Origin of the sequence: Sphingomonas sp. 67-41 (genome assembly GCF_001899725.1) — a bacterium.
Classification (GTDB): domain Bacteria; phylum Pseudomonadota; class Alphaproteobacteria; order Sphingomonadales; family Sphingomonadaceae; genus Sphingomonas; species Sphingomonas leidyi.
The window spans coordinates 163,413-177,902 of the sequence record NZ_MKWJ01000032.1 but is presented as its reverse complement, the minus strand read 5'-3'; the positions used below and the strand labels follow the sequence as shown (position 1 = coordinate 177,902).

The 14,490-nt window shown below is 66.7% G+C and carries 17 protein-coding genes; 9 read left to right on the top strand and 8 right to left on the bottom strand.

The genetic code is table 11. The annotated features are described in order from the left end of the window. Window positions 1-34 precede the first annotated feature (34 nt). The 6 genes from BGP17_RS23065 (at window position 35) to BGP17_RS23040 (ending at window position 7,799) form a co-directional block, all read left to right on the top strand. Entirely contained in the window at window positions 35-310 is a 276-nt protein-coding gene (locus BGP17_RS23065) for a hypothetical protein (protein WP_286713807.1), read from the top strand. Between the two features lie 116 nt (window positions 311-426). Then, window positions 427-1,689: a TolC family protein gene (locus BGP17_RS23060; RefSeq protein ID WP_286713806.1), complete on the top strand. Its 1,263-nt coding sequence runs from the start codon at window positions 427-429 to the stop codon at window positions 1,687-1,689. Next, complete coding sequence (locus BGP17_RS23055) at window positions 1,686-3,161, top strand: efflux RND transporter periplasmic adaptor subunit (protein ID WP_286713804.1); 1,476 nt, start codon at window positions 1,686-1,688, stop codon at window positions 3,159-3,161. Before BGP17_RS23060 ends, BGP17_RS23055 begins: the two co-directional genes overlap by 4 nt. Beyond that, window positions 3,158-6,304: an efflux RND transporter permease subunit gene (locus BGP17_RS23050; RefSeq protein WP_286713803.1), complete on the top strand. Its 3,147-nt coding sequence runs from the start codon at window positions 3,158-3,160 to the stop codon at window positions 6,302-6,304. The genes BGP17_RS23055 and BGP17_RS23050 overlap by 4 nt, the downstream gene beginning before the upstream one ends. A gap of 11 nt (window positions 6,305-6,315) precedes the next feature. After that, window positions 6,316-6,711, top strand: coding sequence for a copper-binding protein (locus BGP17_RS23045; protein WP_286713801.1), 396 nt, complete (start codon window positions 6,316-6,318; stop codon window positions 6,709-6,711). Window positions 6,712-7,004: 293 nt separating this feature from the next. Then, window positions 7,005-7,799, top strand: coding sequence for a TSUP family transporter (locus BGP17_RS23040; RefSeq protein ID WP_286713799.1), 795 nt, complete (start codon window positions 7,005-7,007; stop codon window positions 7,797-7,799). A gap of 170 nt (window positions 7,800-7,969) precedes the next feature. Here BGP17_RS23040 and BGP17_RS23035 read toward each other — a convergent pair whose 3' ends face one another. The 7 genes from BGP17_RS23035 to BGP17_RS23005 form a co-directional block, all read right to left on the bottom strand. Next, the gene (locus tag BGP17_RS23035) at window positions 7,970-8,599 is read right to left on the bottom strand and encodes a class I SAM-dependent methyltransferase (RefSeq protein WP_286713797.1); all 630 of its coding nucleotides are present in this window, start codon (window positions 8,597-8,599) and stop codon (window positions 7,970-7,972) included. After that, window positions 8,596-9,594, bottom strand: a complete 999-nt coding sequence (locus tag BGP17_RS23030; protein WP_286713795.1) for a sterol desaturase family protein — start codon at window positions 9,592-9,594, stop codon at window positions 8,596-8,598. Before BGP17_RS23030 ends, BGP17_RS23035 begins: the two co-directional genes overlap by 4 nt. Window positions 9,595-9,656: 62 nt before the next feature. Then, window positions 9,657-10,316, bottom strand: a complete 660-nt coding sequence (locus tag BGP17_RS23025) for a class I SAM-dependent methyltransferase (RefSeq protein ID WP_286713793.1) — start codon at window positions 10,314-10,316, stop codon at window positions 9,657-9,659. 197 nt (window positions 10,317-10,513) lie between these two features. Then, window positions 10,514-10,981 carry a helix-turn-helix domain-containing protein gene (locus tag BGP17_RS23020; RefSeq protein ID WP_286713791.1) on the bottom strand — a complete coding sequence of 156 codons (468 nt, stop codon included), beginning with the start codon at window positions 10,979-10,981 and terminating at the stop codon, window positions 10,514-10,516. A 33-nt stretch (window positions 10,982-11,014) separates the two neighbouring features. Continuing rightward, window positions 11,015-11,575 carry a hypothetical protein gene (locus tag BGP17_RS23015; RefSeq protein WP_286713790.1) on the bottom strand — a complete coding sequence of 187 codons (561 nt, stop codon included), beginning with the start codon at window positions 11,573-11,575 and terminating at the stop codon, window positions 11,015-11,017. A 172-nt stretch (window positions 11,576-11,747) separates the two neighbouring features. Beyond that, a complete protein-coding gene (locus tag BGP17_RS23010; RefSeq protein ID WP_286713788.1) occupies window positions 11,748-11,987 on the bottom strand; it encodes a hypothetical protein in 240 nt (79 codons plus the stop codon). A 116-nt stretch (window positions 11,988-12,103) separates the two neighbouring features. Continuing rightward, window positions 12,104-12,466, bottom strand: a complete 363-nt coding sequence (locus BGP17_RS23005; RefSeq protein ID WP_286713786.1) for a hypothetical protein — start codon at window positions 12,464-12,466, stop codon at window positions 12,104-12,106. A gap of 103 nt (window positions 12,467-12,569) precedes the next feature. On the opposite strand from BGP17_RS23005, the gene BGP17_RS23000 reads away from it, so the two are divergent. Further along, on the top strand, window positions 12,570-13,013 hold the full coding sequence (locus BGP17_RS23000) for a MerR family transcriptional regulator (protein ID WP_286713784.1): 444 nt from the start codon (window positions 12,570-12,572) through the stop codon (window positions 13,011-13,013). Further along, window positions 13,013-13,339: a YnfA family protein gene (locus tag BGP17_RS22995; RefSeq protein WP_286713782.1), complete on the top strand. Its 327-nt coding sequence runs from the start codon at window positions 13,013-13,015 to the stop codon at window positions 13,337-13,339. The genes BGP17_RS23000 and BGP17_RS22995 overlap by 1 nt, the downstream gene beginning before the upstream one ends. A 35-nt stretch (window positions 13,340-13,374) precedes the next feature. Here the strand turns inward: BGP17_RS22995 and BGP17_RS22990 are convergent, their stop codons facing one another. Beyond that, on the bottom strand, window positions 13,375-13,767 hold the full coding sequence (locus tag BGP17_RS22990; protein WP_286713779.1) for a MerR family transcriptional regulator: 393 nt from the start codon (window positions 13,765-13,767) through the stop codon (window positions 13,375-13,377). Window positions 13,768-13,830: 63 nt separating this feature from the next. Here BGP17_RS22990 and BGP17_RS22985 point away from each other — a divergent pair, with 63 nt between their 5' ends. Next, complete coding sequence (locus tag BGP17_RS22985; RefSeq protein ID WP_286713777.1) at window positions 13,831-14,481, top strand: cation efflux transmembrane domain-containing protein; 651 nt, start codon at window positions 13,831-13,833, stop codon at window positions 14,479-14,481. Window positions 14,482-14,490 lie beyond the last annotated feature (9 nt).

Below are 14,490 nucleotides of genomic sequence, written 5' to 3'. Positions count from 1 at the left end.
GCGACAGGACGACTTTCAGACCAAGGACAGTATCATGAAGACGATCAATATGTCGGCCGCGGTGATCGCGGTCGCGCTTTCCACCTTCGCAATCGCAGCGCCCGCCTTCGCGCAGGATGCGCCGGTAACAAATACCCGCGGCCATTATGAATGGCGCTCGGTGCCGCAATACGGGCCCCACCCGACCGGGCCCACGCGGGTCCGCGTGTGGGTGCCGGAGGCCCGGGAAATGGCCAGTTGCGACTGCGCGATGATGCAGGCGAGCCCTGCCGACTGCATGAAAGGAGCGGTCAAGCCGAATAACGGCTGACCCCGTCGTCGGCGACTCGCCGGAGCGGGTCGGCCGGGCTGCGGTCCGGCTGGCCCGTTCCGGGGGCGGCGCGCCTCCGCAGACGCGCCGCCCCCTTACCAAAGGGGAATATCTTGATGACCATCATGCCAAGGCGCGTTCGGCGCCGCCTGCTTCTGGCGATCGGGGCCGCGGCGCTGGCGATTGGCGCAGTGTTGCCGGCCTCGGCCGATCCGCTGACCTTCGACGAAGCCCTGGCGCTGGCGGTCAGGCAGGCACCCTCGCTGCGCGCACGGTCGCTCGATGTCGATGCGCGGCGCTCGGGCGTGATCCCGGCCGGCCAACTGCCCGACCCGAAGCTTACCTTCGGGTTCGACAATTTCCCGGTCTCGGGCCCACCCGCCTTCACCTTCGGCGGCGACGAGATGACGATGGCGCGGGTCGGGGTCAGCCAGGATCTGCCCAATCTGGCGAAACGCCGGGCACGGACCGGCCTCGCCACCGCCGACCTCGGGGTCGCCGAGGCGGTGCAGATGGCGGAAGCGCGGCGGGTGCGCGTCGCGACGGCGCTCGCCTGGATCGACCTGGCCTATGCCGAGCGCAGGCTCGCTACCCTCGATTCCATCCTTGTCGAGCTTCGCGAACTGGTTTCGGCAGCGACCTCGGCGGTTGCGTCGGGCACGGCGCGCCCGGCACAGGCGCTGGAGGTGCGACAGGCGATCGCGGGCCTCGAAGATAAGCGCAGCGAACTCGCCGCCGAAGTTGCGCGGGCGCGTGCCACCCTCGCGCGCTGGACAGGTGATCCCAATCCCCAGATCGAAGGTGCCCTTCCGGAGTTCGTCATCGATCCTGCGGCGCTTCGCGCGGGGATCGACCGGCACCCGGACCTGGCGATCGCGGCGGCACGAACGCGCCAAAGCGAAGCGGGCATCGACGTCGCGCGCGCCGGCAAGCGCCCCGACTGGAGCTTCGATCTCAGCTACCAGCGACGCTATCCGCGCTATGGCGACATGGTTTCCGTGGGGGTCACGGTCGATCTGCCGCTGTTTTCGCGCCGGCGCCAGGATCCTCTGATCGCCGCGAGCACCTCGGCTGCGGGCGCCGCCCGCGCCGACCAGGAGGATCTGCGCAGGGCCCTTGCCGCCGATCTCGAGGCGGGGCTGGCGGATCACGCCATGCATCATGAGCAATGGATGCGCGCACGCGACGAGCTGCTGCCGCTCGCGCGCCAGCGCGCCGAGCTGGAGCTTGCGAGCTATTCCGCGGGCCGCGCGACGCTGCTCGATGTGATCGCCGCGCAGTCTCAATATTCCGACGCGGCGCTGTTGGCGCTCGATCGCGAGGCACTGGTGGCGCGCGACGGTGCACGCCTGGTCCTGACCTACGGGAGTGATCAATGACCGCCCAACTTTCGCGCCGCGCCCGGTTGGCGCTCGCCGCAGCGGGAATCGCGCTCGTCGCCGGTGCCGCCGGCTACGGCATCGCGCAGCTCGGCGGACAGGGCGGCCAGCCGCAGTCCGCCGCCGCGGACGGCCGCAAGATCCTCTACTGGTACGACCCGATGGTGCCGAGCCAGCATTTCGACAAGCCGGGCAAGTCGCCGTTCATGGATATGCAGCTGGTCCCCAGATACGCCGATGAGGGGGCCTCTGGCGCGGGCGTCCAGATCGACCCCGCGCGAACGCAGAGCCTGGGTGTCCGGAGCGTCACGGCTGAGCGCGGGACGCTTGCGGGCGGTCTCAGCGCCACCGGCACGATCGATTTCAACCAGCGCGACGTGGCAATCGTCCAGGCACGCGCGTCGGGCTTCGTCCAGCGCGTCTATGGCCGTGCGCCGGGCGATGTGGTCGGCGCCGGCGCACCTTTGGCCGATCTGCTCATCCCGGAATGGGCCGGGGCGCAAGCCGAGTATCTCGCGGTCAGGCGAACCGGCGATGCTGCGCTGACGCGCGCCGCACGGCAGCGGCTGACATTGCTCGGCATGGCGCCGGGGACGATCAGCGCGGTCGAGCGCAGCGGCCGGCCGAACAACGTGGTCACGATCTCGACGCCCACCGGCGGAACGATCAAGACGCTCGGCGTCCGCGCCGGGATGACGGTGTCGGCAGGCCAGACGCTCGCCGAGATCAACGGGCTTGGCACCGTCTGGCTGAACGCCGCGGTGCCCGAAGCGATGGCGGGGCAGCTCAAGCCCGGCCAGAGCGCGACGGCCACGCTTTCGGCTTTCCCCGGCGAGCGCTTCACCGGGCGGGTCGCGGCGATCCTCCCTGACGTGCAGGCCGAGAGCCGCACGCTGACGGTCCGGATCGAGCTCCCGAATCGCGGCGGGCGGTTGCGGCCGGGCATGTTCGCGAGCGTCGATTTCGGCGGAACCAACCGATCGGCGTTGCTCGTGCCCTCGGAGGCAGTGATCCGCACGGGCAAGCGAAGCCTGGTAATGCTCGTGTTGCCGGGCGGCCGCTATCAGCCGGCCGAGGTCCAGACTGGCGCCGAAGCTGGCGGGCAGATCGAGATCCTTGCCGGACTGTCGGAAGGCGAGAAGGTCGCGGCGTCTGGACAGTTCCTGCTCGATTCCGAGGCGAGCCTGTCGGGTATCCAGGCGCGGCCGATCGCTGGGTCTCTCGCGGCGCCGGGCGCGTCACCCACGCTCTATGAAGCCGTTGGCAGGATCGAGAAGATCGACGCGACCGGCATCACGCTTGCCCACGGACCCGTACCCGCGATTCGCTGGCCGGCTATGACGATGCATTTCCGACTCGGCTCACCCGCGCTGGCCCGAGGGTATAAGGTCGGCGACCGCGTCCGCTTCGCCTTCGACCAGCCGCCCGAGGGCCCGACACTGCGGCGCCTGGCACGGGAAGCCGGCCGATGATTGGGTCGCTCATCCGCTGGTCGGTGGCCAACCGCTTCTTCGTCGTGCTCGGCGCGCTTGCGCTGGTCGCCGCAGCGCTGCTGGCGGTGCGCGCGACCCCGATCGACGCGCTGCCGGACCTTTCCGACACGCAGGTCATCATCCGCACGTCCCTGCCCGGCCAGGCACCGCAGATCGTCGAGAATCAGGTGACCTATCCGCTTGCCACCACGATGCTGTCGGTGCCGGGCGCCAAGACGGTCAGGGCCTATTCCTTCTTCGGCGACAGCTTCGTCTATGTGATCTTCGAGGACGGCACCGATCTCTATTGGGCGCGCAGCCGCGTGCTCGAATATCTCAATCAGGTGCAAAGCCGGCTGCCCGAGGCCGCGAAGAGCGCGCTCGGACCCGACGCGACCGGCGTGGGCTGGGTTTACGAATATGCGCTGGTTGACCGCACGGGGGGTCATGACCTGGCGCAGCTGCGCGGGATACAGGATTGGTTCCTGCGCTACGAGCTGAAAGGCCTGCCCGGCGTCGCCGAGGTCGCGAGCATCGGCGGGATGGTCAAGCAATACCAGATCGTGCTCGATCCGGCGAAGCTTGCCGGCTTCGGCGTCACCCACGCCCAGGCGGTCGAGGCGATCCGGCGCGCCAACCAGGAAGCCGGTGGCTCGGTGCTCGAAATGGGCGAGGCCGAATATATGGTCCGCGCCTCGGGCTATCTCAAATCGCTCGATGACTTTCGTGCGATCCCGCTGCGCACGGCGGCAGGCGGCGTGCCGGTGACGCTGGGCGATGTCGCCACGATCCAGATCGGGCCCGAGATGCGGCGCGGCATCGCCGAACTCGACGGCGACGGCGAGGTCGCCGGCGGTGTGATCATCCTGCGCTCGGGCGCCGACGCGCGCACCACGATCGCCGCGGTCCAGGCCAAGCTGACCGAACTCCGCAAGAGCCTTCCAGCGGGTGTCGCGATCGTCCCGACCTATGACCGCTCGCAGCTGATCGACCAGGCGATCGACAATCTCAGCCACAAGCTGCTCGAGGAGTTCATCGTCGTCGCGATCGTCTGCGCCCTGTTCCTCTGGCATGTCCGCTCGGCGCTGGTCGCGATCGTGACGCTGCCGCTGGGAGTTCTCGCGGCGTTCGTCGTGATGCACCTCCAGGGCGTCAACGCCAACATCATGTCGCTGGGGGGCATCGCGATCGCGATCGGCGCGATGGTCGACGCCGCAATCGTGATGGTCGAGAATGCCCATAAGGCGATCGAGCGCTGGGAGCACGATCATCCCGCCGACAAGCTCGAAGGCGCCACGCGCTGGACCGTCATCACCGAAGCGGCGATCGAGGTCGGTCCGGCGCTGTTTTTCAGCCTGCTGATCATCACCTTGTCGTTCGTGCCGGTGTTCACGCTCCAGGCCCAGGAAGGCCGGCTGTTCGCGCCGCTCGCCTTCACCAAGACCTATACGATGGCGGCCGCCGCGATCCTCTCGGTGACGTTGGTACCGGTGCTGATGGGCTGGCTGATCCGCGGCCGGATTCCGTCGGAGCAGGCCAACCCGATCAACCGCGCGCTGACCGCAATCTATCGTCCGGCGATCGACTGGGTGCTCAAAAAGCCCAAGACGACGTTGCTGATCGCGGCGCTGGTGTTCGCGACCACCGCCTGGCCCGCATCGCGGCTCGGCGGCGAATTCCTGCCCGCGATGAACGAAGGCGACCTGCTCTACATGCCCTCGGCGCTGCCGGGATTGTCTGCGGCGAAAGCGTCGGAGCTGCTCCAGCAGACCGACCGGATGATTAAGACCGTGCCCGAGGTCCAGAGCGTATTCGGCAAGGCGGGCCGCGCCGAGAGCGCGACCGACCCGGCGCCGCTCGAGATGTTCGAGACGACGATCCGCTTCAAGCCCCGCAACCAATGGCGCCCCGGCATGACCCCCGAGAAATTGGTCGAGGAACTCGACCGGGCGGTGAAGGTGCCGGGCCTCGCCAATATCTGGGTGCCGCCGATCCGCAACCGGATCGACATGCTCGCGACCGGTATCAAGAGCCCGATCGGAATCAAGGTCTCGGGCGCCGATCTCGGCCAGCTTGACCGGATCGCACACGATATCGAAGGCGTGGCGAAGACCGTGCCCGGGGTGAGTTCGGCGCTCGCCGAGCGGCTGACCGGCGGGCGCTATCTCGATGTCGACATCGATCGCGCCGCCGCGGCGCGCTACGGACTCAACATCGCAGATGTGCAGGGGATCGTCTCGGGCGCGATCGGCGGCGAAAATGTCGGTCAGACCGTCGAAGGCCTTGCGCGCTATCCGATCAATATCCGCTACCCCCGCGAGCTGCGCGACAGCATCGAAGGGTTGCGGACGCTCCCCGTTCTGACGCCGTCGGGGCAGCAGATCACGCTCGGAACCGTCGCGCGCATCGAAGTCGCCGACGGCCCCCCGATGCTCAAGACCGAGAATGGACGGCCATCGACCTGGGTCTATATCGACGTGCGCGGTCGCGATCTCGCGTCCGTCGTCGGGGATTTGCAGGCGGCGGTGAGCCGGCAGGTGAAGCTCTCGCCCGGGGTGTCGATCGCCTATTCAGGACAGTTCGAATATCTCCAGCGCGCGGTCGATCGGCTGACGCTGGTGGTGCCCGCGACGCTCGCGATCATCTTCCTGTTGCTGTTCCTGATCTTCCGGCGCCTCGGTGAAGCGGCGCTGATCATGGGCACGCTGCCGTTCGCGCTGACCGGCGGGTTCTGGATCCTCTATTTTCTCGGCTATCACCAGTCGGTCGCGACCGGTGTGGGGTTCATCGCCCTTGCCGGTGTCGCCGCCGAGTTCGGCGTGGTGATGCTGATCTACTTGCGGCACGCGCTTGACGAGCGGGACCCTGACGCTTCGGACTATGAGGTCGCATCCGCGGTTCGCGAAGGTGCATTGCTCCGCGTCCGCCCCAAGGCAATGACGGTCGCGGTGATCATCGCCGGGCTCCTGCCGATCCTGATCGGCACTGGCGCCGGTTCGGAGGTGATGAGCCGCATCGCCGCCCCGATGATCGGCGGGATGCTCACCGCCCCCCTGCTCTCGATGTTCGTGATCCCCGCCGCCTATCTGCTGATGCGGCGGCGGCGAGCAGCACCTCACCCGCAACCCCAAGTTCAACCCTGAAGGAGACGACGATGAAGCCCCTCTATCTGCTTGCCATGATCACCCCGGCAATGTTGCTCGCAGCGTGCGGCGAGAAGGCCGCGACCAATGCGACCGCCGCCAACACGTCCACCGAAACCCCTGCGACGATGGCGGGTACGGACAATATGTCCGGCGATATGGGCAACATGGCGATGCCCGACGCGAAGACTGCCAAAGGCAGCGGGACCGTCACGGCGATCGACAAGGCAGCGGGCACCATCACACTCGATCACGGCGCTATTCCGGAAGCCGGCTGGCCGGCGATGACGATGGCATTCAAGGCCGCGCCCGCTTTGCTCGACAGCGTCAAGGTCGGGGACAAGGTCGCGTTCGAGCTGGCGCTCAAAGACGGGTCGGGTGAAGTGACGTCCATCACCAAGCAGTGAATGACAGCCGGCCGCCAGGATCGCTTCGGCGTCCTGGCGGCCGGAACTGCGGGAGGGAGACTCAGGGACGGTTGCGATGCGGCATATGCTCGCGTCCATGGCCTTCGACGAGCTCGCAGAACAGTTCGCGGGCCCGGTGCTTGGTGATTCCGGGGCACATCGCGGCCAAGAACGGTCGCTTGATAGAAACGTCGGCGGCGCGCCGCTAGAGTGCATGGGCCCGGGCGATGGCGCGATCCGCGCCGTAAGCCGGATGCTCGGACACGCTGGACCCACGCTCGGAGAGGACAACCATGGACCTGGTAGTAATTGCCACGGTGGCCGCGCTTGCCTCGGCGCTGACGCTCTTTTCGGGGTTCGGGCTTGGCACCATCCTGCTGCCCGCCTTCGCGCTCTTCTTTCCGGTTCCGGTCGCGGTCGCAGCGACCGGGATCGTCCATCTGCTGAACAATCTCTTCAAAGGTACGCTGCTCTGGCGGCGGACCGACTGGAAGACCGTGCTGCGTTTCGGTCTTCCCGCAATCCCGGCTGCGGTGCTGGGCGCCTGGCTGCTTGCGCTGCTTGGGGACACGCCACGCCTGTTCGCGTGGGAGGTATTCGGCATGCGCTTCGGTCCTACCGGCGCCGGCCTGGCGATCGGACTGTTGATGATCGTCTTCGCGCTGCTCGAATTCCAGCCATGGTTCCAGAAGCTGAGCGCACCGGTACGGCTGATGCCGTTCGGCGGCCTCGTCACCGGATTCTTCGGCGGGCTGACCGGGCAGCAGGGCGCGTTCCGCTCGGTGTTCCTGCTGCGTGCCGGACTCCCTGCTGACGGGTTCATCGCTACCGGCGTGATGATTGCGATCCTGGTCGATGTCTCGCGCCTGACCACGTACGCGGCATCCCTCTCGACCGCAGGCTTCGATCTCTCTGGACGCGAGACCCTGCTCGTGACGGTTGGTACCCTGTCGGCGTTTCTGGGTGCCTATGTCGCCACGCGCCGGCTCGAGAAATTAACGATCGGGTCGATTCGAGTCGGCGTCGCGACGCTGATGCTGATGATTGGCGCTGCGCTGGCAGCAGGTATTCTCGGTTCGCCTGGCTGAATGTCAGCAAGGCTTCGCCGAAGATCCCTCCGGCAAGCTGGTCGAGCCCGCCACCTGCTGAGGTGCTGCAGAGGCGTCTGGCGTCGCACGGTGGTAAGGGGCAGCCCCGAGCGCGCAGCCGATCCACCGCAAGCCGCATCTTCAATTGCCTTTTCGCTCTGGAATCGACGTCAGCCGCGCCAGAATAAATGGTAGCGGAACGCCTGCTCGGCGCCCCAGGGCGTGCGGTGCGTTTCGTCGCGGGTGTCGATCAGCTCGAATTCATAGCCGAGCAGCTCGGCCAGACTTTGCGCGTCATGCTGGACGATCTCGAGTCCGCTGCATTTCAGCGGGCCACCGGGCGCGAAGCCGGCGATGATCGCCCAGCCGCACGGCTTGAGCGAGGCGCGCAGGGTGTCCGCATAGGCTTGCTGATCTTCCCTCGCCGTCAAGAAGTGGAGCACGGCGCGGTCGTGCCAGAGATCGAAGGGTTCCTCGGGACGCCAGCGCGTGATGTCCGCCGCGATCCAGCGCACGCGATCGGCCTCGCTGTCAAGGCGCGCCTGCGCGTGCCGAAGCGCCTCTTCGGAAATATCGAGCACGGCGAGCGAAGAATGGCCCGAGGAGAGGAGATGATCGGCCAGCGTCGATGCGCCTGCCCCGACGTCGAGCATCGAAGCGGTGTCGGCCAGGCCGGTCGCCTCGATCAGTTCGAGCGAGACATCCGGCCGTTCCTGAAACCAGCTGACTTCGTCCGGAGTCTTGGCGGCATAGACGCCCTGCCAGTGCGCTCGCCGCTCGTCCTCGACCGTTTCCGTCATGTCCACCTCGCTACCTTGTATTCTGGGGATTGCTCCAGCGCCGCGCAACCAGACCCCCACAATCCCTTGATCGCGGCAGGCCTGTTTGGGCAGCTGCCAGCGATGCCCGATGGTGCCTGCGCGCTGGCGCGGCCCGGCCATGCGACGGACCCAGCCAGCACCAGCAACCCGATCGCGACGAGCGTGGGCGTGGCGATCGCCGGCTTGCGTGCCGCGCGCGAGCGGTCGGCAATCGCGGCGACCCGTGCCTGATATTCTGGGTGCTCGGTGCCCATCCAGCGGTCCCACCAGCTGAAATAGAGCCCGTAATTGGTGCGCCCGCTCTGGTGGTGCAGGTCGTGATGCGTGGTGGTGTTGAGCCAGCCCCTAAGCCGCGAGCGGCGCCCGGACACCGGCGAGAACTCGACGCCGGCATGGCCGATCACGTTGCGCGCTATCTGCCAGGTCATGAAGATGTAGAGCGCGGTATCGTGCATCGGCACGATCGCGGCCCAGATGGGAACGAACGCGACCATGACGATCGCCTCGGGCGCATCGAACGCATAGGCGGTCCAGGGTGTCGGCGTGCGCGACTTGTGGTGCGTCCAGTGAAAGGCACGGAACAGCCGCGGGTGATGCATCGCCCGGTGGGTCCAGTAGAAATAGGCGTCGTGCGCGACGATCATCAGCACGAGCGTCGCGGCTAAATAGGCCGGACCCTGGACCGAGAAACCACTGTAGACCGTGAGCCAGCCTGCGCGGGCGGCGAGATACATGCCGAAGCCGGTCAGCGCGAAGATGAGCACGGTCCGGACCGAGGCCAGCACCTCGCGGCGATAGTCGCTCGCGGTCGCGAACCGGCTCTGGATCTTTCGGTGGCGGAACCAGCTCCGCCAGAAGGTCCAGGTCACGAGGCTCACCAGTCCGGCGGTGACGATGTACCGGCCGCCTTCGAGCATCAGGACGTGGGGAAATATAGCGACGAGCCCGTGCAGTACGGTGTCGAGCGAAATCATGCGCCTGCTCCCGCGTTTTCGAGTTCGAGTGGTGGGGCCGCGAAGTCGAGGTGCGCCATATCCTATGCGCCCCCGCCGGGATTACCCGGCACGCCATGCTTCGTGGCGACGATGAGAATTGGTCCGGTATGCTCTGCGGTGGAAACGTCGTCCGGGAGGCCGACCGTGAAGCCCGCTAGCTCGAGCGCGGCGACGATCTCCTCAAGGGTGGGGAAGTGGTAGACGTCGACGGGGAACGCCTTCACCGCGGCAGCATTGGCATTGGTACGCAGCACCAGGACGAAGCGCCCGCCAGGCTTCAGGACACGCGCGATCTCCCGCAGCGCTGCGCCAAGATCGGCCCAGAAATAAACGACGTGCACGCACATCGCCTTGTCGAACGTGGCGTCTGGAAACGGCAGCGCCTCGGCACTCGCGATCACGACGCCGATGCGCCCGGCACGGACCAGCCGGCGGTTCCGCCGCACAGCGATCTCCACCATGAGCGCCGAAGGGTCAGCGCCCGTGACACGGCCTTCCGGAGCAAGCGCGGCGAGCGCGGCCAGGCCACGCCCATGGCCGCATCCGATGTCGAGGACATGGCTGCGCGGCTCGACCTCCAGGGCTTCGATCGCGCACCGGTTCACGGCCCAAGTCTCGCGCGCCATGATCGAGGCGATGAGCCGGCCCAGCAGTCCTTTCGCATTGCGTGCCTGCTCGGCGATGAAACGCGGTCTGCGCATCTTCAGCGCTCTGCTGGAATGAAGGCGCGGGCGATGATGGTTTCTATGCGAGTCAAGCGATGCTCCCTGCGCCGGGATGGCGCGACGGGAGCCGCTTTGCAGATGGCGGCGCGCTTGGCTCGCCGCAGTCGAAATCAGGCTAGCCGAAATCGAAGCGCTGCTCGCCGAATCCGAAGGGCGCGTGCCGGATCAGGTGCTCAGGGGGCGGCGCTTGCGCCCAGCGAACGCGCGCGGAACGCGCTGGGGGTCAGCCCGGTTTCCGCCCGAAAAGCGCGGTTGAAGGGGCCGAGCGACGCGAACCCGGCGTCGAGCGCGATCGTCGAGATCGGCACTTCGCGCTGCGCGCGGTCGGCGAGTGCATCCTTCACCTCGCCAAGCCTCCATTGGTTGAGAAAGGCGTTGAAATTTCGATGACCGAGCCGCTGGTTGATCAGGCGACGCAGGCGATATTCGGGCATCCGCAATCTCGCAGCGAGCGCCGCCACCGTCAGCCCCGGCTCCCTCGACAGGCGCTCCTCGCGCATCAGTCGCTCCAGGATCGCCGCCGCGCGCGCATCTTCTTCCTCCAGTTCGGCGGGTGGTGTCGAAGTATCTTGCGCCGGTGCTTCCTTGCCGGGCCCGAACAGCGCTGCATCGGCGCGCAGGAATGCCAATACCCCAGCCATGCTCATCGCGAAGAGCAGCGCGGCAGCCAGCGGCTAGAGCGCCTGCGCCGATCGGCCCAGAGCTTCGCCGGATTCGACGATCGTAATCGCCAGCGCATAGACTGCACCGGCGGCGAGCACCGGCCCGCGCAGGCGCCGCCGCGACTCGACCAGGTCGCTCTTCCAGCCTCGTGCGATGACGAACAGGACGTGTGCCATCAACAGGGCGCCGATGATATTGTGGGCGAGCCAGAGTCCCTTGGCGATAGCGTCCGTCGCGATGGTCTGGCTCAGGCCAAGCAGGAGCAGCGCAACGGCTGGCACGGCACGCTGAGGTTCGAACCGCCGCCGATCCTCGAACAGCTCGATCGCAAACGCCCAGAACAAACCGGCGGCCGAGACCGATAACGCCCAGATAAATTCCCAGGCCGGCGCCAACGCAGGCCTGATTTCCGGCAACTGCGTCAGCGTGTGCGCGGCTGCCGCAAGGCAGAACAGGATGCCGGTAACCCGGGCTCGCGCCGATCCCCCACGCCCTATGGCGATGGCGAGGGCAAGGAAGCCGCCCACCGCGGCACCGCGCACCAGAAGTTCCAGGGCGGCGGCGTTCGACATGGGTACGAATTAACCGAGATGCGCTGGACGGTCCACCTGCGCCCGCTTCCGCGGGACCAGGGCGAAACGCGCCTTCGAGAATTCGACACACGGAGATCATCCCGTGGTAGTCGAGCGATATTCGACTCTCATCGAAGAATGAGGACGCCTGCGTGCTTTCGCCCGGCCTCGGCTAACCGCGCAACACCGCGCCAATCGGCCGTTCAAGCATCGGCCACAGATAGGCGAGAACCATTATTGCCGTCGCAAACCCCATGATGACCAGCGTGGCCCGCGCCGGGCGCTTGCCGGAGCGCTTCGACTGATAGGCGACCCATAGCCAGCCCGCGACGACCGCCGCGACGGCGATCGGTGTCAGCCAGCTATAAGCCTGTGCGAACCAGGCGATAGTGCCACCGAACATCCCCAGCATCGCGGCCGGAATCGCAAGGGGAAGGACGCAGCAGACGCCGCAGGCGAGAGCGGCGACCGACGCTGTGGCGGCTACGGTGCCGACTGCCCGGTTTCCCCGCCTTTGAGGCTCCGCGTTCATGCGCCGCACCCTCCGGTGCAACCGCAGGCAGCGGTCTGCAAAACCGTTTCCTGGAACAGACCGAAGAGCGACTCCGCGGCGTCGCGCGCGATCTCGGGCGCGGTGATCGCCAGCGTCACCACCTCTTCCCCCTCCGTCAGGTCGAAGAGCAGGAACGCGCAGCATGCCTGCTCCTGCGCGATCAGTTGCTGGACATCGGCAAGCGCTGGCAGCGCATAGTCGAGCTCGAGACGGAGATCATCACGCCGCACCGCCTTGAGCGCGCGTGAATTGAGGTCGGCGATCCACGCCATCCTGGCTTTGAAGCTGCCCCCATCCAGCGTGCACGCGATCGGCGCCAAGTCTGTCAGTCCATCCATGGTTGCTCCTGTCGAAAGCGCGGCCGAATGGCCGCAATCCTTGCTGGCCAAGACTATACAAGTTGAAGTAACTTGAGGTTCAAGCGCTAATTTCGAGGGATTTATGGCATCGCATAGGATCGGCGCGCTCGCCGAGCGCACGGGCACCAACGCGGCGACGATCCGCTATTATGAGGGCATCGGGCTCCTTCCGCGCCCCGATCGCCAGGAGGGAAACCAGCGCCGCTATGGCGACGACGACGTCCGCCGGCTGACCCTCATTCGCCGCTGCCGGGATTTCGGATTCTCGATCGAGCAGGTGCGCACACTGACATCGCTCGTGGAGGATCAATCGCGATCCTGCATCGAGGCTAGGGATCTTGCCCAAGCGCACCTCAACGCGGTGCGCACCAAGCTGCGTGAGCTTAGGGCATTGGAGAAGAGTATCGCACAATTCGTGGAAGTCTGCGACGCCGAGTGCGTCGGGGGACCGGGACCGGATTGTGTCATCCTCGACGACCTGTCTGGCAAGCGCCCGATCGCATCCTCCTGCTGCGGGACGGTCTGATGCCGACAATCCTTGCTTATGCTGGCGCGGCCCTCGCCGAGATCGGCGGCTGCTTCGCCTTCTGGGCATGGTTGCGGTTGGGCAAGTCGCCATGGTGGATTGCCCCTGGGATCGCGTCACTCATCCTGTTTGCTTGGCTGTTGACGCTGGTCGACAGCGAAGCTGCGGGCCGGACCTATGCGGCCTATGGCGGTGTCTATATCTGCGCCTCGCTGTTCTGGCTCTGGGCAATCGAAGGCTTGCGGCCCGACCGCTGGGATGTGACCGGCGCTGCGATCTGTCTGGTCGGTGCCGGCATCATCCTGTTCGCCCCACGCACCTCCTAGGATCGCTTTCAATCGGGGAGCCGGCTCAGCTCGGATCAGCGAGGAGGCGACAGGGCCTCGATGATGCGACAGTCCGCGATCGTCGAGCCAAGGCAGCTGTCGAGCCGCCGGACCAGCTCGCCGCGCAGTGCCTGCAAATCGGCAAGCTTGCGGTCGATCTCGACGACGTGCGCAGTCGTGATCGCATCGACTTCGCCACAGGGAGCGGCCGGGTCATCGGCGAGGCGGAGCAGGGTACGGACCTGATCGAGCGTGAAGCCCAGATCGCGCGAGCGGCGAATGAAAGAGAGGCGGTCGAGATGCGCCTGCTCGTAGATGCGGTAATTGCCGCTGCTGCGCGAGGGCGGCGGAATCAGGCCCTGAGCCTCGTAGAACCGAATGGTCTCCGGCTTGGTGCCGGTCGCTTGCGCGAGATAGCCTATTTTCATGCTTGACCCTCTAGTTACTTGAGGGTGCATGGGGAAGTCCGCTCAGGCTGCAGGACAGATTCGATGGCAGATGATTGCTGCTCCAGGAAAAGCGACGCGATCGCCGCGCTCGCCGAAAAGGCAGGACAGCGCCGGGTGCTGGTGATCGTCATGATCATCAACTTCGCGATGTTCGTCATCGAGTTCGGCGGCGGACTGGCGGCGCGATCTTCCGCGCTGATGGCGGATTCGGTCGACATGCTCGGCGATGCGTTCGTCTATGCGCTGAGCCTCTATGCGCTCCACCGCGGTGCCAGGTGGGAGGCTGGCGCGGCGATCGTCAAGGGCGGGTTGATCCTTGCCTTCGGCGTGGCGGTGATCGTCGAGATCGCCGACAAGCTCGCCAATGGCGTTCCACCATCGAGCGGACTTATGCTCGCCTTTGGCAGCGCCGCGCTGGTGGCGAACCTCACCTGCCTCGCCATGCTGTGGCGCTTCCGCGGCGCCAATGTGAACATGCGCAGCACCTTCGAATGCTCGCGCAACGATGTCGCGTCCAACGTCGGAGTCCTGGCCGCGGCTGGGCTCGTCGCTGCAACGGGAACCGCCTGGCCGGACATCGCGGTCGGCGCGCTCATCGCGCTTCTGTTCCTGCGCTCGGCATGGCGCGTCCTTGCCGAGGCGATTCCAGCGTGGCGGGACGCGCGAGAAATCGCCTCGGATGCGCCGCGCTGACAAGGCAGG